We start from the raw sequence: 17,758 nt of genomic DNA, 5'->3' as shown, positions 1-17,758 counted from the left end.
TTCAGAAGGATTCTTCATGGAATACACCGGCAAAACTGCTCTGATTACGGGAGCGAGCTCGGGCATTGGCGTTGCATATGCTGATGGTTTTGCTGCCCGCGGCAGCAACCTCATTCTTGTTGCGCGTCGCAAGGACCGGTTAGAAGCTCTCGCAACTCGTCTGAAGAAGCAGTACTCGGTAGAGGTAGAGGTCGTGCCTCATGACCTGACCGCACCTGATGCTGTGGCCAAGCTCGAGAAAGAGATTGCCAAGAAGAAGCTCAGTGTTGATGTGTTAATCAACAACGCAGGTTTTGGTCTCAACGGTTTCTTCGTGAAGGAAGATCGCAGCAAGACGCAAGAAGAGATCACTCTCAACATCGGTGTCCTGGTGGATCTCACCGCGGCATTCTTGCCAGCTATGGTTCAGCGCAACAGTGGTGTTGTGGTCAACATTGCCAGCACCGCGTCTTTCCAACCGGTGCCCGGCATGGCCGTCTATGGCGCTACAAAAGCCTTTGTTCGCAGCTTCACCGAAGCTCTCTGGGGAGAGCTCGGTGAATCCAAGGTTCGTGTCCTGGCTGTGAGCCCTGGCTCCACTGAGTCTGAATTCTTTGTTGTTGCCGGTGGTTCACCCGCGGGCAAGGCAATGCCAGCCTCTGCCGTGGTGGAGACAACCTTCTCAGCACTGGAGAAGAATGTTCCCTCCGTTGTTGTTGGCGGATCGAACGCTTTCGCTGCTGGGCTGGTGCGTTTCTTCCCCAAGAAAGCCGTGATCAAGTTGGTGGGCAAGATGTTCCTACCGAAGGAGAAATAATGCAACACAACTTCCTCTACTCTGTCGAGCGCGAATACAGCCAGCCCATGGCACGCATTTGGGAAGCATGGACGGATGCAGCTCAGCTCGAGGCTTGGTATCACCCCACCGTTCTTACGAACGTGGTTGGTTCGTCAGTTTCTGAGCCGGTTGTCGGCGGTAACTGGGCTATTGCGGTTGATGTGCCCGAGCACAACATGCAGTCCTGCTTCTGGGGTCAATACACCGCAGTCGAAGAGGGCAAGCTCCTCGAACACACCATGTTCTACACCCAGGACCCTGCCGAGTTCGTGGCGAAAGACCTCTCAGGCGAGTTCGCCAAGGTTGTAGTCGACTTCGAAGAGCGTCCAACTGGCACGTGGGTTCGCTTCAGCCAGTATGGCGAGCTTCCAGAAGAGCACATTCCTCTGGCAAAAGCAGGAATGGAAAGTTATTTCCAGTCCCTTGCTGACTACCTGGGGTAATTAGCCCAGCAGAGACTTCATCTGCTTATAAATCAGCTCTGCTGCCTTCTGTGGCATCAGGCGCGTGAGCTTGTCCATGGTCTTGGCATCTGAACCAATGAAGACTTTGTAGGCGTTCTTCTCTATGGCGCCAATGATGGTTTCTGCTGCCACCTTCACGCTGGTCATTTTGAACTTATTGCCTTCGTGAACATCAGTATTTGCTGGCATAGCCATACCTGAGTTTTGAGCAATGTTGGTCTCAATGGCGCCAGGGTAGATCGCAGTGACATGAACGTTGGTGTCCATCAACTCGGAGTGCAGCCCCTCAGTCAGCAGTTTCACTGCTGCCTTAGTGGCGCCATAGATGGTTTGGCCTGGAACAGGGGCATAGCCACCCATGCTGGAAACGTTGGCAACATAACCCTCTGGTCGCTTGAGCAATTCGGGCAGGAAGGCCTTCACGGTGTTGATGGTGCCATAGAGGTTGACATTGATCACACGCTCAATGGCATCGAATTCGAGGTCATTCACTTTCACAAACGGCTGAATAATTCCAGCAACATTCACCAGGGCATCGACCTGACCGTGCTTGGTGATCACTGCCTTGGGCAGTGCCATCACCTTGGCGCGGTCCGTGATGTTGAGGGTGTGGGTGGAGAGCTTGGCATCTTTGCCAGCAAGTTTCTTGGTTTCTTTCAAACCTTCGGCATTGAGATCCACGGCAGCAACTGTTGCGCCTTTGGCCAGGAGCTGAAGAACGAGTTCTCGTGCAATTCCGTTACCGCCACCGGTAACAACAAAAACCTTGCCTGCGATATCCATGATGTATCTCTTCCTGAAAGGGAGCACCCCCTCCAGTTTCAGTATCCTCCTGAAATGGGGTGAGAGGTTAGTGAGTAATGCCACTGAGCGGTCCTAACATGGAATCAATTCGCGTAAGGAAAATTCATGTTTGAAGCACCACTATTCGCCCCTGTGTGGGTATTTACCCAGCTCAACTGGCTTGCCATAATTGTTGCATTTGTGGCCGCATTTATTGCCGGTGCAATCTGGTTTGGCCCCAAGACGTTTTTTCCTATCTGGTGGAGAGCGATGGGTAAAGATCCAAACAACATGGAAGTTACCGGCAATATGGCGGTCACTTTCGGCGCCACCGCCATTGCTGCATTCGTCGAAGCAATTGCTGTAGCTACGGTTATTTACTTTGTCGCGGCGGTTTCGCCCCACTTCGGAGCTCTTGAAGGTGGGCTTGTTGGTTTGCTCTTAGGTCTTGGTCTTGCTGCCGCGTCGTCGCTGTCCCATCGTCTTTTTGCAGGTCAAGGATTCAAGGTGTGGGCAATTGAAGTTTCCAGTGATGTGGTGAACCTGACCATTATGGGCCTCATTATTGGCGCGTGGCAGTAATCTAGAACTACCCCCGGAACAAGGAGTCATTATGGGTTTCACCGCTTTCATGTCATCGACCTTCGGTCGTTGGGCACGCATCATTGTTGGTCTGGTTCTTGCAATTGCTGCACTCACCTGGGGTCCCATTGGTGCAGTATTCATGCTGATCGGCCTTCTGCTTATTGCAGCCGGCGCATCTGACACCTGCTACTTCGCACCACTGTTTGGTCGCGGATTCAACGGCAACGACAACCGCCGCTAACGATTCATCTTTGACCACATGCCCCCGAACATTCGGGGGCATGTGTCGTTAACTACCCCAGTTGTAGTGCAGTGAGTATTCTGATTTTCATGACCGAAAAAGTTCAAGGCCCCGCTTCCTACTTCCCTTCTATTGAGAAGAAGTATGGTCAACCAATCTCGCACTGGATGGACCAATTAGACGCAGTCAAAGACAAGAAGCACATGGAGCAGGTCGACTACCTCAAAACCGAGCACGGCATGGGGCATGGCCACGCCAACGCTGTGGTTGCGGTGTATCGGGCGAACAACGGTCTCTGATGTCTACTGCAGAAGTTGATGCCTATATCGCTGCTCAGCCCGAGCCTCAACGCTCCACGCTGACTCACCTGCGTGAGCAGATTTTGGACGTTATCCCTGAAGCTGAACAGTGCATTTCCTATGGCATGCCCGGGTTTAGAGTCAACGGCAAGGTTGTGGCTGGTTTCGCCTCCTATAAGAAACACATTGGCTATTACCCGCACTCAGGCCAGGTATTCAAGGTCATGATGGATGACCTCGCAGGTTACGAAGTCTCAGAAAAAGGCGGGGGAATGAAATTCCCCATAGATGGTGCCTTGCCAGATGCACTGGTGGAAAAACTCATTGCTGTGCGCATGAACCAAGCTTTTGCTTAAGGAATCTGAATGATGCCCGTCGTGGGCTCATCGGGTAGCTCTTCAGGAACGAAGTGCTTATCCGCCACGGCCTGCCACTGAATTCGACGTTCGCGCCAACTAAAGAAGAACACCTTGAAGAATTCTTCAATGGTGCGGCCAATGAAGAGGCCATAAATTCCTAGCGGTGTGAAGAATGCGAGAGCGATCACGATGGGAACACCGACAAAGAACGGTGCAATGAAGTCGCCCATGACCACACCCTTCACATCGTCACCACTGGGCAAGATGGCTGCTCCCAGCAGGGCAATGCGCACCTTCACGAACTGAATGGCGGCATTGAGCAAGATCGCAAAGGTGACCGGCACCAAGACCGAAGGACCAATTTCGGGGAACATGTCAGGCACGGCCAAGGAACTCAACGCAAAGAGCACGCCAAAACCGACACCAGTCCAGATACCCACACGCTTGATCTTGGCAATCCACGCTTTGGCTAACGCTCCGTCACCGGCACCCACGGCACGGCCGGCAAGGGCAGTGACCGCACTCATGAGACCCAAGCTCGCAACAAAGAACACTGCCTCAAGCGCGCCGAAAATCTGAAGCACCGCTAGGGCATCGTTGCTGATTTGCTGGGCAATGACGTTGTAAATGAAGTTGCCAGATGTCCAGAAAATGGTGGTCAATGCCAGGGGCACGGCCAACACAAACAGGGGAACAAGCACGAACTTCCAGCCACCCCAGTTACCAGGCAGTTCCCATCCGGCTATGCGGTAGAGACCAAAGGTTTGAATGGCGAGCACTATGGCCTTGATCACGCTGACAATCAGTGTTGCCCAGGCGGCACCCACGATTCCCATCGAAGGAATCACACCCCAGCCGAAAACCAAGATGATGGCTAAGGGGGTGTTCAACACCGTGGTGATGATGGTGGCAACCATCGGAGACTTGGGGTGTGCTGCAGAGCGCAGAATGCCGCTAAACACAGCAGAGACGACGGCAAAGGGAAGGCTCAGTGCCAACACAGCCATAAATTCAGGCCCCTGCTTGAGCACATCGGTGGATGCGCCAAAGAATTGCAAGATGTTGTGAGGAAACACAATCATTGGGGTGGCAATGATCAGAGAAATACCGATGGCCACCACCAGTGCGGAAGAAACTGCAGTGCTAAGTTCTTTCTCTCGCTTGGCGCCATAGGCGCGTGCGACCAATATGGACGCACTTGTTCCCAGTGCGCCCAGGGTCATGGTGGGGATGAGGTTCAAGCTGTTGACTAGTCCCACCGACGCAACAGCAACGGCTCCCAGAGCGCCGACAACGACCTGGTTGATGAAGTTCAACACCAGGATAAAGACGAATTCCAGACTGACCGGAATCGCAATATTGGCGATGTCTTTGCTGGAGGTGGGAGGCAGGAGGGATTGCTGCATAGCTGAATAACTCTACGCCCGATGCTCAGTATTCTCAGTCGACTAACAGTCCAGGTGTTTACACTGGCGTTATGACTGAAGAACAGCCCTACACCGTGCTGAAAGAGTTGGGTTCTTTCGAAATACGTCATTACCCGCAGTATGTTCTCGTGCAAACAACTGTCCAAGGTGATTTCATGCGGGCAGGAAACGTTGCCTTTGGTCCACTGGTGAGTTACATCTCGGGAAATAACAGAAATAACCAGAAAATCGCAATGACGGCACCGGTGTTGCAACACAGTGCTTCGGCCCACGAGCACACAGTGTCCTTCGTCCTCCCTGCAGGCATGGATGTGAGCAGCATTCCCCTACCTGCGAACTCTCGTGTGAGCACCCAGGTTGTTTCAGCACATGACGTGGCGGCAATTAAGTTTGGTGGCGGGTGGAATGCCGAACGTTTTGAAAGTAAAGGTACAGAACTTGAACGCCTTGTCGCAGAGGCGGGATTAGTCACCGAAGGTGGCGTCTATTTTGCTCGCTTTGATCCTCCCTGGAAGCCGTGGTTTCTCAAGCGCAATGAAGTGTTGATCGCGCTCGCGCCAACAGGTTCAACCCTTTAAGCTTGTGGGCATGCCTAAGCCTTATTCCCTCCAAGTTTCCGAAGACATCAACGCCCCCATTGACGTGGTGTTTGATGTTCTCAACGACCTCAACCAGCTCGATGCCTGGTCTCCCTTCGTTGCTATGGACCCCAGCATTGTCAGCAGCATCAGCACCCCAGCTACCGGCGTTGGTGCTGTGTATGCATGGAAGGGCAAGCGCATTGGTTCTGGTTCTATGACCATGACGGTCAGCACCAAGCCCAACAAGATTGCTTTTGACATGGAGTTCAATGGCAAAGACAAAGCGCTGAGTGAATACCTCATCACAGAAACTGACGGGGTCACCACGGTGACCTGGTTCCTGGGTGGCGAGCGTGGCCTCGGCGGTCAGATTATGAACGCATTGTTCAAGTTCGACAAGATGATGGCTAAGAACTTTGCCGATGGCCTCGGCAAGCTCAAGAGCGTTGTTGAAGCAAAGACCGCGAAGTAACTAGTTCGAAAGTGAACTGACTGCTGCTACTGCCTCGGCAAAGGCAGCTGCTGCGAGGTGGAGTTCTTCTGCCGTGGTGTGGTGGGAGAAACTGAACCGCACTGAAGTTTGTGCGGTGTCGGCATCGATGCCACACGCAAGCAGCACGTGGGATGGTTCATCGCTGCCTGCAGCACAGGCCGATCCACTCGAGACGATGACGCCTCGTTGTTCTAGTTCGAGAAGCAGTGTTTCACCGTTCAGTCCAGCGCAGGTGAAGCTGGCAATGGCTGGGTGGCGGTGTGCTGGGCTTCCGGTGAGCGCAGCGTGAGGAATGGTGCTGGTCACGGCGGAGATGAATTCATCTCGCAGTGTGCCCATTCGCTCTGCTTCTGCTGTGGGTTCGGGCAGTGCTTCGAGTGCGGTGGCCAGGGCGAGTGCCCATGCCACATTTTCAGTGCCTGAGCGCCGACCCTGTTCCTGGCCTCCGCCGTGAAGAAGAGGTTCTACTGCGTAGCGTCCACGAATGTAGGTGAGTCCACTTCCCTTAGGTGCACCAAGTTTGTGGCCAGAGATGGTCAGGGCATCAACACCGGAAAGAAGTGTTCCATTTTTCCCGCCGCGAATATCAAGCCAACCGGCGGCCTGAACTGCGTCGGTGTGAACCAGGGCACCTGCGGCATGGGCTGCCTGAATGATCTCTGGCAGGGGGTGAATGGTGCCGACCTCGTTGTTTGCCAACATCAGCGTGACTAGCGAGGTGTCTGGGCGCAAGTCGGAGGTGAACTCGTGGAGATCAATCATGCCTTCACGGTCCACGCTCAACCAGGTGATCTCGAAGCCGTGCACACGCTCCAGGAATCTGAGGGTTTCGAGCACTGCCTCATGCTCGGTGGGGACAGAAATGATGTGTTTGCCTCGAGGATTGGCAAGAGCGAGGCCGGTAATGGCGAGGTTGTCTCCCTCTGTTCCTCCGGAGGTGAAAACGATGTCAGCACCTGGAACATCCAGCCACTTTGCGCACCTGGCACGGGCATCTTCTAGTGCAGTACCAGCACGCAGACCAAGTTCATGGGTGCTCGAAGGATTGCCGAACTCAGTGGTGAGATAGGACCACGCAACTTCTAGTGCCTTCGGGATGACCGGCGTTGTCGCTGCGTTATCGAGATAGATCATGAGCAGGGCCTAGGAATCAATCGTGACGTCAAGGCCAAGATCCAGGGCACGGGCAGAGTGTGTGAGAGCACCAACCGAGATTACGTCCACACCGGTTTCGGCAATGGCGCGGACAGTGTCCAAGTTCACCCCGCCGCTTGCTTCCACGACGGCACGACCGGCAACCTGAGCAACACCTGTCTTGAGATCTTCGAGTGAAAAGTTATCGAGCATGATGATGTCCACACCGCCGGCAATGACCGGTTCAATTTGGTCGAGGCGGTCAACTTCAACCTCGAACTTCACATCGGCTGGCAATTCAGACTTCACCCGGCGTAATTCTGTGGTCAGATCCTTACCACCAGCCAACAGGACGGCCAAGTGGTTGTCCTTAGCCATGAAGGCGCTGGAGAGGTTGAGGCGGTGGTTTGTTCCGCCACCGCAGACCACTGCGTGACGTTCGAAGGCTCGCAGGTTCGGGGTGGTCTTTCTGGTGTCCAGGATGGTGGCACCGGTGCCAGCAATGGCATCCACATATCTGGCTGTGAGCGTGGCAATGCCGGACATGCGCTGGGTGAAGTTCAAGCCAATGCGTTCGGCGGTGAGAATACCTCTGGCAGGTCCGCTCACCCTTGCAAGTTCGTCACCAGGAACAAACCGGTCACCATCGTGTTTGAGAAGCTCGACAGTAATGCGAGGGTCAGTCAGACGAAATGCTGCTTCGAACACGTCAGCACCGGAGAAAGTTCCTGCTTCACGCGCTGCCAGGACAGCGGTTGCGCTCGCCTCTTCGGTAATCGCCAGCAGGGACGTGATGTCACCGGTGGGGGCATCTTCGAGTAGTGCTGCCTTCACGACCTGGTCAATGGTGTTCTGATCCAACATGGTTAAGCCTTTCGAACCAGGGTGATAGGTCGTGCTTGGGTGGGGTCGGTCTCGGGGAAATCGAGGCGGAAGTGTCCACCGCGTGATTCTTCACGCGCAAGGGCAGCCTCGGTCACCGTGCGAGCAAGAAGTAAGAGGTTCGCATCTTCCCAGTCAGGGAAGAGGCGGTGTGCTGGATCAGCTGGGCGCCAGGAGTGCAATTGAGTCATGGCTGCCTCAAGTTCACTGCGGGTTCTGGCAAGACCCACGTTGTCCCACATCAGTGTTTGCAACTCCACACGGTCCACCACCTGTGCTGTCTGGGTGTGGTCTGGTTCTTTCAGCTCGAGCTCGTGCAGGGGGCCTGCCTGCTCCCAGCGAACGCTGGGGGCATCAGCAGGCCAGCCCTGACCAATAGCGGATACCGCCCGGTAGGCAAAGACGATTGATTCAAGTAGAGAGTTGGAAGCTAAGCGGTTTGCCCCATGAGCTCCGGTGCAGGCAACTTCACCCACGGCAAACAATCCCGGCACAGAGGTGCGACCGAAGGTATCGGTGGCGATGCCACCCATCCAATAGTGGGCTGCCGGGGTAACCGGAATAGGTTCCTTCCCCCAGTTCAAGCCATAGGAGCGGCACGCTTTGGTAATGCTGGGGAAGCGTTGGGAAAGGAAATCTGAACCCAGTGAGGTGGCATCGAGCAGGACAGGCTGACCACCCTGTTCGATCATGGTGCGCTGAATACCCCGGGCAACAACGTCACGTGGTGCCAGTTCTGCCAAGGGGTGAATCTTTTGCATGAAGCGATTGCCGTGTGCATCGACCAACACAGCACCTTCACCGCGTACTGCTTCTGAGATGAGGAAAGATCCCGGAACAGCCAAGGCGGTGGGATGGAATTGGTAGAACTCCACATCCGCTAACTGAGCACCGGCGCGGAACGCCGCTGCAACACCATCACCAGTTGTGACACTGGGATTGGTGGTGTGGCGGTAAAGCTGTCCAGCGCCACCGCTGGCCAAAATAATGGCATCGGCTGCAATGAAATGCAGGCCGTCGGCATCTAAGACTTGAACACCACACGCTCTGCCGTTCTCCACCACAATGTCGGCCACGAATGCATATTCGTGAATATCGGTAGCGGTGCGCTTCACGGTCTCAACCAGCGCAGAACTTGTGACAGCACCGGTGGCATCCCCGCCGGCATGCACGATTCGAGGGTGGGAGTGGGCTGCTTCCAAACCCATCGCCAAGGCACCATCTTTACGGTCAAACTCAACGCCGTAGTTGACCAAGTCATTAATGCAGGCAGGGCCTTCGGTGCAGAGAACTTCGACGGCAGGTTCCCAGCACATGCCAGCACCGGCAAACATGGTGTCTGCCACATGTTCTGCCACGGTGTCCTCGCTAGAGACCACCGCAGCAATACCGCCCTGGGCATAGTGAGTGTTGCTTTCGGCCAAGTTTGCCTTGGTCACAAGGACTACCTCGTGATCACGGCTCGCCTGTGCGGCGGCGATCAAACCTGCGACGCCGCTGCCGATAACAACTACTTTGGCCATGACTTAGTTGGCTGGCTTTGCTGCCAACATCCTCTCGAGTGCAACACGTGCAGGCTCAGCTACAGACTCATCCACGGTGATCTGGTTGACTACTTCACCGGCGACGAGGCGCTCGAGTACCCAGGCTAGGTAGCCGGGGTGAATGCGATACATCGTGGAGCAGGGGCAGACCACAGGGTCGAGGCAGAAGATGGTGTGCTCGGGGTGTTGAGCTGCCAGGCGCTGCACCATGTTGATCTCGGTACCGATAGCGAAGGTGGTTGGCTCAGTAGCCGCCTCAACGGCTTTTCGGATGTAATCGGTGGAGCCATATTCATCAGAGGCATCCACCACGGCCATGGGGCTTTCGGGGTGAACAATCACACGAACGCCAGGGTGCTCAGCACGAGCCTTATCGATCTGCTCAACGGTGAAGCGCTTGTGAACAGAGCAGAAACCGTTCCACAGAATCACCTTCGCATCGTGAAGGTCTTCTTCGGTGTTTCCGCCCAGGGGCTTGCGTCCCCACCACAACGGCATCTGTTCAACCGGAATACCCATCGCCTTGGCAGTGTTGCGGCCCAGGTGCTGGTCGGGGAAGAACAGAACGCGCTGTCCACGCTCAAAAGCCCACTCCAGAACTGTTGCCGCGTTCGAGGACGTGCACACAATGCCACCATGTTCACCACAGAACCCCTTGAGGGCAGCAGATGAGTTCATATAGGTCACAGGAATTACAGGAACGCGACCCTGCTCATCTGGTTCAGTGCCATAGAGCTCTTCGAGCTGTTCCCAGCACGCGGTCACCGAGTCAATATCGGCCATATCTGCCATAGAGCAGCCGGCAGCCAGGTTGGGCAGGATGACCTTCTGGTTATCGGAGGAGAGAATGTCTGCGGTTTCTGCCATGAAGTGCACGCCGCAGAACACGATGGCTTCTGCTTCGGGGCGGCCCTTCGCGGCAACGGCAAGCTGGAAAGAGTCTCCGAGGTAGTCGGCATGCTGAACAATCTCATCGCGCTGATAGAAGTGGCCCAAGATGACAACCTTGTCGCCGAGGGTCTCCTTCGCCGCACGAATGCGCTCGTGGAGCTCGTCATTGCTCGCAACCTTGTATTCCTCGGGCAATCCGCCCTGCACAGGAGACCCGGTGGGGATGACATCTCCCATCGAGGCACCAGGGCCATAGCCAGGTGTTCCCTTGTCGAACTCCCAGGGGCCTTGCGCCAGCGAGGGGGAGCAGGTGGTGTCGCTGCTCTTGCCTTGGGCAATGAGTTGAATGCGGTCGTTGACCGAGGCGGTCGGGGTCATCAGTGTTCTCCTCGGGTGGAAGCCAGGGTGCGGGGTGCACCCAGGCGTGAGAGTGGACCTTGGTCTGATAAATCGATAGAGGTGTTGTAGCGATAGAGCTGGGGTGGACGGTGGGGAGTGCCCGCTAGGCGCTCGCCGGTGGGAACCACGGTTCCGGATGCTTCCACCATGCGTCGGAAGTTTCCAGGGTCTACCGGCTTGCGCAGAACGACTTCATATACCTCGCGCAGCTGCGCCAATGTGAATGTTTCACCTAAGAAGCCGTGAGCAATGCGGGAGTATTCGAGCTTGGTGCGCAAACGCCACAGTGCGTAATCCACAATCAGGTTGTGATCAAAGGCGAGCTCGGGGAGGTCATCTGCGCTAAACCACTGCACGTTTTCGCTCTGGATTGCACGGTCAGCTTCTTCACCTGCCACGAGTGCCCAATACACAATCGAGACCACGCGGTCATCGGGGGAGCGATCGAGCTGTCCGAAGGCGTAGAGCTGTTCGAGGTAGCGAGGCTCGAGTGCGGTGGTTTCTAGAAGTGTGCGCGATGCTGCCTCTGCCAGGTCTTCGTGCAGGTTGAGGGGACCGCCGGGTAGTGCCCACTGTCCCTCATAGGGTTCGCGGATGCGCCGGACCAGGGGGAGTACGAGTTCGGGCTCACCTTCTGCTGAGGGGCGCAGTGCAAAGATCACCGTGGACACGGCGAGTGCGACATGGCTCTCAGAAGTTGACATAGTCCCTACTTTGTAAAAGTCAGAATGACTCTAAGTAGAACTATCTTAGTGTCATTCTGACTCAAACGCCAGAAGAGCACTATCTGCAGTGGAAATCCTCCCGTGCACGTCTTTCTACCTTCAACCCTGACTTGAGGTCAGTTTCTGTATTCGTTCCGATATCGCCAAAAACCGTGGTGGTTATCTGCCTTATGCGCCGTAGACTTGAGGAACTAACTGAATATCGAGGTCAAACGATCGATGCGGGAGAGTTCACCCCCGAGGTGAACACCGAAGGAGCAATCCTCCCCGACAATCTCTCAGGTACGCGTACCGCACCGAACGGACCACTCTGAAAAGAAGATGTGGAACAACACATCTCGCCCACGGTGAAAGCTGCACCAGCAGCGAAGCTCTCAGGCACCAATGACAGAGGGGGAGTTCCCACACGAAGGTGTTAAACCGATCGGAGAACTCATGTCAGACTCACCTCGATACTCGCCTCTGCACGCTGTGCACGAAGCGCTCGGTGCAAGCTTCACCGACTTTGCGGGCTTCATGATGCCCGTGCGCTATGACAGTGACCTGGCAGAACACCACGCCGTGCGCACCGCTGCCGGAATCTTCGACATCTCCCACATGGCAGAGATCTCCGTCACCGGCCCAGACGCAGGAGCATTCCTCGACTACGCACTCGCGGGCAAGCTCTCAGCAATCAATATTGGTCAGGCCAAGTACTCCCTCCTGCTTAACGAAGCAGGCGGCATCATCGATGACCTCGTGGTTTATCGCCTGGGGGAGACGCACTGGTTGGTTGTTGCGAATGCAGGCAACCGTTTCCCTGCCGTCGAAGCATTGACCCACCGCACCACCGGCTTTGATGTCAACGTCATGGACGAGAGTGATGCCACGGCACTCATTGCTGTTCAGGGCCCCAACGCTTTGGAGATTCTGCAGCACACCGTGGGCCTCGAGCTTGCTGCTGACGCAGCTGATCGTCCCGAGTCAACACTGGAGACCCTCAAGTACTACTGGTCACTGCCAGCAACCTTCTTGGGTAACCCCATGCTGATTGGTCGCACCGGTTATACCGGCGAAGACGGCTTTGAGCTCTATGTCGATGTTCAGCACGCAGCAGTTCTGTGGAACTCACTGATGGCTGCCGGGGAAAGCCGTGGGCTTGTGCCCACCGGTTTGGCGTGCCGCGACACTCTGCGCTTAGAAGCAGGTATGCCTCTCTATGGTCACGAACTCAACCTCACCACCGCACCAGTGCAGGCAGGTTTAGGCAAAGTCGTTGCGATGAGTAAAGAAGGCGACTTCGTCGGCCGCACAGCTAGCGAGAAGGGTGTTTCCGCAGACGCTCCCGTGCTGGTTGGACTGGTCGGAGAGGGCAAGCGTGCTGCTCGCGCTGACTACGAGATTTATTCCGGGGATACCAAGGTGGGTGTGATTACCTCTGGTGCACTCTCTCCCACACTGGAATACCCCATCGCCATGGCATTCGTCGATCCTTCGGTGTCTGAGCTTGGCACCGTCGTGGATGTGGACATCCGCGGAACCCGACTTCCCTATACCGTTACCGCTCTCCCCTTCTACAGCAGAAAGAAGAACTAACCATGGCTAACCCCACCAACCTCCAGTACACCGAAGAGCACGAATGGCTGCTTGTCGACGGCGACAGCGCAACCGTGGGTATCACTGCCTACGCAGCTGAGAAGCTCGGCGATGTTGTTTATGTAGAGCTGCCCAAGGTTGGCTCCAGCATCACCGCGGGCACCGTGGTGGGTGAGATCGAGTCCACCAAGAGTGTTGGTGAACTTTACGCACCTGTGACCGGAACCGTCACCGAGGTCAACGACGCTGTTGTCTCTAGCCCAGAGCTCGTCAACGAAGACCCCTTCGGCGCTGGCTGGTTGATCAAGGTCAGCTTCTCTGACGTGCCTGCACTGCTCGACGCAGCTGCATACACCGCTCTCACCGGCGAGTAATTTCACCGCAGCCTGCTGGGCTGCTCAGCTCCACCTTTTAGTGCACTTTCACGCAAGGAAACAAGAATGTCGAACGCGTTCGTCAACCGCCACATCGGAACCGATTCTGCTGCTCAAGCACACATGTTGAAGCAGCTGGGTTATGACAGCATTGAGCACCTCATTGAGGCTGCTATTCCTGAGTCGATTCATGTCGACCAGTTCCGTGCTGATGGCTCAACTCTGCTCCCTGAGCCTGCAACCGAGCGCGAGGCACTTGCCGAACTGCGTGAGCTTGCTTCAAAGAACACCCTGCGTCGCTCCCTGATTGGTCAGGGTTACTACGACACCATCACTCCCGCAGTAATCAAGCGCAACGTGTTGGAAAACCCCAGCTGGTATACCGCATACACCCCCTACCAGCCTGAAATCTCTCAGGGTCGCTTGGAAGCAATCATCAACTTCCAGACCATGGTTACCGACCTCACTGGTTTGGACACAGCAAACGGCTCGATGCTGGATGAGAGCACCTCTGCTGTCGAAGCAATGCTGCTGGCTCGTCGTTCCTCCAAGGTGGATTCGAACGTCTTCGTGGTGGATAAGGACACCCTGGCTCAGACCAAGAGCTTGATTGCTGGTCGTGTGGCGGCTGTGGGTATTGAGGTTGTTGAACTTGATCTGGCCGCAGGTGCTGAACTCCCCGAAGCCTTTGGTGTCTTGATTCAATACCCTGGCGCTTCTGGCCGGATCTGGGACCCCAGTGACGTCATTGCCAAGGCTAAGGCTGCAGGAGCAATCACCATCGTGGCAGCAGATTTGCTGGCACTAACCCTCATTTCTTCGCCTGCAGAACTTGGTGCAGACGTGGCCATTGGTTCTTCTCAGCGTTTTGGTGTTCCTATGGGCTTTGGTGGTCCACACGCGGGATACCTTGCCGTTCGTGCCGGTCTTGAGCGCAGCATGCCTGGTCGTCTGGTTGGTGTCTCCCTTGATGCCAATGGTGAGCCTGCATACCGCCTGACTTTGCAGGCACGTGAACAACACATTCGTCGTGACAAGGCCACCTCGAACATTTGTACTGCACAGGTTCTCCTGGCCGTGATGGCAGGAATGTATGCGGTCTATCACGGCCCTGAAGGCCTGAAAGAAATCGCTACCCAGGTTCACGAACGTGCCACCGCACTGGCAGCGATTCTTCGCGCCGGCGGTGTCACCGTCTCACACGACAACTTCTTTGACACCCTGCACGTGTCGGTGCCGGGTAAGGCAGCAGCGATTGCTGCCGCTGCCAAGGATGCTGGCTACCTGCTCAACCTAGTTGATGTCGACACCATCACCATCTCGGTTGATGAGACCACTACCCCCGGTGAAGTGGAAGAAGTTGCTGGATTCTTCGGAGCAGATGCTGCCTATCAGGCAGTGCCTGCTGCAGTTCCCGCAGGTTTGGTGCGCAGCTCGAGCTACCTTGAGCACCCCGTGTTCAACACCCACCGCAGTGAAACCAGCATGATGCGCTATCTCAAGCGTCTAGCTGACTTCGACTACGCGCTCGACCGCGGCATGATTCCTCTGGGGTCCTGCACCATGAAGCTCAATGCGGCAACCGAGATGGAAGCCGTGACCTGGCCAGAGTTTGGTGGGCTTCACCCCTTCGCTCCTGCCGAAGATGTTGCCGGTTACATTGAGCTCATTGCTCAGCTGGAAAAGTGGCTGGTCGACCTCACTGGTTACAACACTGTCTCGCTCCAGCCCAACGCTGGAAGTCAGGGTGAGCTTGCCGGTCTTCTCGCCATTCGTGGATACCACCTGGCTAACGGTGATGCACAGCGCACCGTGTGCTTGATCCCTTCCAGTGCTCACGGCACCAACGCAGCATCTGCCGTGTTGGCAGGAATGAGTGTGGTTGTGGTGGCCTGTGACGAGGTCGGAAACGTTGATCTTGATGACCTGCGGGCCAAGATCGCTGAACACAGCGACAGCCTGGCCGCACTCATGATCACCTACCCCTCCACCCACGGTGTGTATGAGCACGCTGTTACCGACATCACCGCAGCAGTTCACGCTGCAGGTGGTCAGGTTTATGTCGATGGTGCCAACCTCAACGCCATGACCGGCTTTGCACGCTTTGGTGACTTTGGCGGAGACGTCTCTCACCTGAACCTGCACAAGACTTTCTGTATCCCACACGGTGGTGGCGGTCCTGGTGTTGGCCCAGTAGCAGCAAAGGCGCACCTTGCTCCTTACCTGCCTGGTCACTTTGCTATCCAGAACCCACACCACGTCTTGGTCGAGGGGGAGAAGGTCTCCACCGTGACACACGATGGTGCACAAATCTCCGCAGCCCCCTACGGTTCACCCAGCATTCTTCCCATCTCGTGGGCTTATGTTCGCATGATGGGTGAACAGGGTATTCGCCAGGCAACAGCTTCTGCAGTGTTGGCTGCGAACTACATCTCCACCAAGCTCGCACCTTTCTACCCCACCCTCTACACCGGTGACAATGGTCTCGTTGCACACGAGTGCATTCTGGACCTGCGTCCACTCACGGCAGAAACCGGTGTGAGCGTGGATGACGTGGCCAAGCGTTTGGTTGACTTCGGTTTCCACGCCCCCACCATGAGCTTCCCAGTTGCGGGAACGCTCATGATTGAGCCCACCGAATCTGAAGACCTAAATGAGATAGAGCGTTTCATCAACGCCATGATCACCATCAAGACAGAAGCAGATGCTGTTCTTGCTGGGCAGTGGCCTGCAGATGACAACCCACTGCACAACGCACCTCACACTGCCGCGTCTATTGCTGGCGAGTGGAACCACCCCTACTCTCGCGAGAAGGCTGTATATCCATTCGCTGAAGGCCTCGACGCAGCAACCCGCACCATGCGCGTGCGCAGCAAGTACTGGGCTCCAGTGCGTCGCATTGATAACGCCTATGGTGACCGCAACCTGGTGTGCTCATGCCCACCGCCTGAGGCATTTGAAAACTAAAAACGACGTGAACCCCCGCCTGTGCGGGGGTTCTGTCTTTGCCGGCGCAAGAGTAGCCTGAAGCCATGACGAAGAACGCACTTGTAGTTATAGATGTTCAAAACGGTTTTGACGATCCACGAAACGGACCGCGCAATAACCCCAACTGCGAAACCAATGTGATTTCACTTCTTGAACACTGGCGTTCAACAGGTCAGCCCGTGGTGTTGGTGAGGCACGATTCAAAGAAGCAGGGCTCACCTCTTGCTCCTGGCCAGTCCGGAAATGACCTCAAACCTGGCATCGATGGCCCGCACGATCTCTTCGTGACAAAGACCGTCAACTCGGCTTTCTATGGCACACCAGATCTAGATGCCTGGTTGAAAAATGAAGACATCAACGCGATTACGGTGTGTGGCATCATGACGAACTTCTGCTGTGAAACCACTGCTCGAATGGGTGGCAACCTCGGCTATGACGTCACCTTTGTGCTGGATGCAACCCACACCTTCGACAAGAAGGATCTGGAAGGCAATGTCATCCCAGCGGAAGAAGTTGCGCGCATGACAGCAGCGAACCTGCATGGAGAATTCGCCACGGTCCGCTCCACCGCAGATGTGTTGGCTGGTTAGGCCAGAATCGCTTTCTCGATCACAGTCATGATGAGGTCGATCCAGGCATCTGGGTCAACCTTGTCTGGTGCAATGTCATCGACAACGCGGCCAACGGTGTAGGCCTGGACAAAGACCGCTGCTGCATGAGCATCTACTGAGGTAGACATCCACTGCTTATTTTGTGCTTCTTTGAAAAGGTCAACAAAGGCTTCCGTGAGGCGCTTTTGTTCAGCACCGAGAGCGTCGTGGAATCGTGGGCTGCTATAGGTAAGCCCTGCTGCACGGGCGCGTTCTAGGCGATAGCTCGAGCGTGATTGTGCTTGGTTATACCCGTTAATTTCTCGCAGCGCTGCAATGAGATCTTCGCGGGAGTTCACCGTGACAAGAATCTTTGCCAGTGCCTCTATGGTGGCATCCACGTTCACACTAAATCGAGCAATGAGAGCAGCTTCAAGCAGATCTTCGAAGTCTTCAAAGTGGTGATACAAAGAACCCTTAGACACCCCAGAAGCTGTCAGTACTTGATCAGCGGTGATGTGTTCTGGGTCAGAACCATCCAACAACTCAACCATCGTCTCAATGAGACGGTCACGAGTGGGGTGAGAGGTTTTTGGCATGCTTAATT

Annotated in this window: 20 protein-coding genes and 2 riboswitches; of the genes, 12 read left to right on the top strand and 8 right to left on the bottom strand. The window is 55.6% G+C overall.

Annotated features, from left to right (window positions below; all coding sequences use genetic code 11):
* Window positions 1-16 precede the first annotated feature (16 nt).
* Both M2120_RS03660 and M2120_RS03655 read left to right on the top strand, forming a co-directional pair.
* The gene (locus tag M2120_RS03660; RefSeq protein WP_280797361.1) at window positions 17-796 is read left to right on the top strand and encodes an SDR family NAD(P)-dependent oxidoreductase; all 780 of its coding nucleotides are present in this window, start codon (window positions 17-19) and stop codon (window positions 794-796) included.
* Window positions 796-1,260: an SRPBCC family protein gene (locus M2120_RS03655; protein ID WP_280797360.1), complete on the top strand. Its 465-nt coding sequence runs from the start codon at window positions 796-798 to the stop codon at window positions 1,258-1,260. Before M2120_RS03660 ends, M2120_RS03655 begins: the two co-directional genes overlap by 1 nt.
* Here M2120_RS03655 and M2120_RS03650 read toward each other — a convergent pair whose 3' ends face one another.
* Window positions 1,261-2,064: an SDR family NAD(P)-dependent oxidoreductase gene (locus M2120_RS03650; RefSeq protein ID WP_280797359.1), complete on the bottom strand. Its 804-nt coding sequence runs from the start codon at window positions 2,062-2,064 to the stop codon at window positions 1,261-1,263.
* 126 nt (window positions 2,065-2,190) lie between these two features.
* Here M2120_RS03650 and M2120_RS03645 point away from each other — a divergent pair, with 126 nt between their 5' ends.
* The 4 genes from M2120_RS03645 to M2120_RS03630 all read left to right on the top strand — a co-directional run bounded on the left by M2120_RS03645 (window position 2,191) and on the right by M2120_RS03630 (window position 3,545).
* On the top strand, window positions 2,191-2,646 hold the full coding sequence (locus M2120_RS03645; protein ID WP_280797358.1) for a DUF1761 domain-containing protein: 456 nt from the start codon (window positions 2,191-2,193) through the stop codon (window positions 2,644-2,646).
* A 31-nt stretch (window positions 2,647-2,677) separates the two neighbouring features.
* Window positions 2,678-2,890 carry a YgaP-like transmembrane domain gene (locus M2120_RS03640; protein WP_280797357.1) on the top strand — a complete coding sequence of 71 codons (213 nt, stop codon included), beginning with the start codon at window positions 2,678-2,680 and terminating at the stop codon, window positions 2,888-2,890.
* 89 nt (window positions 2,891-2,979) lie between these two features.
* Window positions 2,980-3,189: a DUF4287 domain-containing protein gene (locus M2120_RS03635; RefSeq protein ID WP_280797356.1), complete on the top strand. Its 210-nt coding sequence runs from the start codon at window positions 2,980-2,982 to the stop codon at window positions 3,187-3,189.
* Window positions 3,189-3,545 carry an iron chaperone gene (locus M2120_RS03630; RefSeq protein WP_280797355.1) on the top strand — a complete coding sequence of 119 codons (357 nt, stop codon included), beginning with the start codon at window positions 3,189-3,191 and terminating at the stop codon, window positions 3,543-3,545. The genes M2120_RS03635 and M2120_RS03630 overlap by 1 nt, the downstream gene beginning before the upstream one ends.
* Here the strand turns inward: M2120_RS03630 and M2120_RS03625 are convergent.
* Entirely contained in the window at window positions 3,542-4,954 is a 1,413-nt protein-coding gene (locus M2120_RS03625; RefSeq protein ID WP_280797354.1) for an MATE family efflux transporter, read from the bottom strand. The genes M2120_RS03630 and M2120_RS03625 overlap by 4 nt on opposite strands.
* A gap of 71 nt (window positions 4,955-5,025) precedes the next feature.
* Here M2120_RS03625 and M2120_RS03620 point away from each other — a divergent pair, with 71 nt between their 5' ends.
* On the top strand, window positions 5,026-5,553 hold the full coding sequence (locus tag M2120_RS03620; RefSeq protein ID WP_280797353.1) for an SOUL family heme-binding protein: 528 nt from the start codon (window positions 5,026-5,028) through the stop codon (window positions 5,551-5,553).
* Window positions 5,554-5,563: 10 nt separating this feature from the next.
* Entirely contained in the window at window positions 5,564-6,028 is a 465-nt protein-coding gene (locus tag M2120_RS03615; protein ID WP_280797352.1) for an SRPBCC family protein, read from the top strand.
* Here M2120_RS03615 and M2120_RS03610 read toward each other — a convergent pair whose 3' ends face one another.
* From M2120_RS03610 to M2120_RS03590, 5 genes are read right to left on the bottom strand one after another with little or no spacing between them, the layout of a single operon-like run.
* Window positions 6,029-7,183, bottom strand: coding sequence for a cysteine desulfurase family protein (locus M2120_RS03610; protein WP_280797351.1), 1,155 nt, complete (start codon window positions 7,181-7,183; stop codon window positions 6,029-6,031). It lies immediately after the preceding gene.
* Window positions 7,184-7,192: 9 nt separating this feature from the next.
* Window positions 7,193-8,047, bottom strand: coding sequence for a carboxylating nicotinate-nucleotide diphosphorylase (gene nadC, locus M2120_RS03605; protein WP_280797350.1), 855 nt, complete (start codon window positions 8,045-8,047; stop codon window positions 7,193-7,195).
* Between the two features lie 2 nt (window positions 8,048-8,049).
* A complete protein-coding gene (gene nadB / locus M2120_RS03600; RefSeq protein ID WP_280797349.1) occupies window positions 8,050-9,588 on the bottom strand; it encodes an L-aspartate oxidase in 1,539 nt (512 codons plus the stop codon).
* A 3-nt stretch (window positions 9,589-9,591) separates the two neighbouring features.
* Window positions 9,592-10,878 (bottom strand): quinolinate synthase NadA, encoded by a 1,287-nt coding sequence (nadA, locus tag M2120_RS03595; protein WP_280797348.1) that lies wholly within the window; start codon window positions 10,876-10,878, stop codon window positions 9,592-9,594.
* A complete protein-coding gene (locus tag M2120_RS03590) occupies window positions 10,878-11,603 on the bottom strand; it encodes an NUDIX hydrolase (RefSeq protein WP_280797347.1) in 726 nt (241 codons plus the stop codon). Before M2120_RS03590 ends, nadA begins: the two co-directional genes overlap by 1 nt.
* Before the next feature lie 233 nt (window positions 11,604-11,836).
* A riboswitch (glycine riboswitch) is annotated at window positions 11,837-11,928 on the top strand.
* A riboswitch (glycine riboswitch) is annotated at window positions 11,929-12,025 on the top strand. It begins immediately after the preceding riboswitch.
* Window positions 12,026-12,059: 34 nt separating this feature from the next.
* Between M2120_RS03590 and gcvT the strand changes: the two genes are divergently transcribed.
* The 4 genes from gcvT (at window position 12,060) to M2120_RS03570 (ending at window position 17,151) form a co-directional block, all read left to right on the top strand.
* Window positions 12,060-13,199: a glycine cleavage system aminomethyltransferase GcvT gene (gene gcvT / locus M2120_RS03585; protein WP_280797346.1), complete on the top strand. Its 1,140-nt coding sequence runs from the start codon at window positions 12,060-12,062 to the stop codon at window positions 13,197-13,199.
* Between the two features lie 2 nt (window positions 13,200-13,201).
* Window positions 13,202-13,573 carry a glycine cleavage system protein GcvH gene (gcvH, locus tag M2120_RS03580; protein ID WP_280797345.1) on the top strand — a complete coding sequence of 124 codons (372 nt, stop codon included), beginning with the start codon at window positions 13,202-13,204 and terminating at the stop codon, window positions 13,571-13,573.
* A 66-nt stretch (window positions 13,574-13,639) separates the two neighbouring features.
* On the top strand, window positions 13,640-16,540 hold the full coding sequence (gene gcvP / locus M2120_RS03575) for an aminomethyl-transferring glycine dehydrogenase (RefSeq protein WP_280797344.1): 2,901 nt from the start codon (window positions 13,640-13,642) through the stop codon (window positions 16,538-16,540).
* Window positions 16,541-16,605: 65 nt separating this feature from the next.
* On the top strand, window positions 16,606-17,151 hold the full coding sequence (locus M2120_RS03570) for a cysteine hydrolase family protein (RefSeq protein ID WP_280797343.1): 546 nt from the start codon (window positions 16,606-16,608) through the stop codon (window positions 17,149-17,151).
* Here the strand turns inward: M2120_RS03570 and M2120_RS03565 are convergent.
* On the bottom strand, window positions 17,148-17,750 hold the full coding sequence (locus M2120_RS03565) for a TetR/AcrR family transcriptional regulator (protein ID WP_280797342.1): 603 nt from the start codon (window positions 17,748-17,750) through the stop codon (window positions 17,148-17,150). The genes M2120_RS03570 and M2120_RS03565 overlap by 4 nt on opposite strands.
* Between the last annotated feature and the right edge of the window lie 8 nt (window positions 17,751-17,758).

It is taken from the genome of Aurantimicrobium minutum (genome assembly GCF_029893825.1).
Lineage (GTDB): Bacteria > Actinomycetota > Actinomycetes > Actinomycetales > Microbacteriaceae > Aurantimicrobium > Aurantimicrobium minutum_C.
This window is presented reverse-complemented; position numbering and strand designations above follow the sequence as displayed.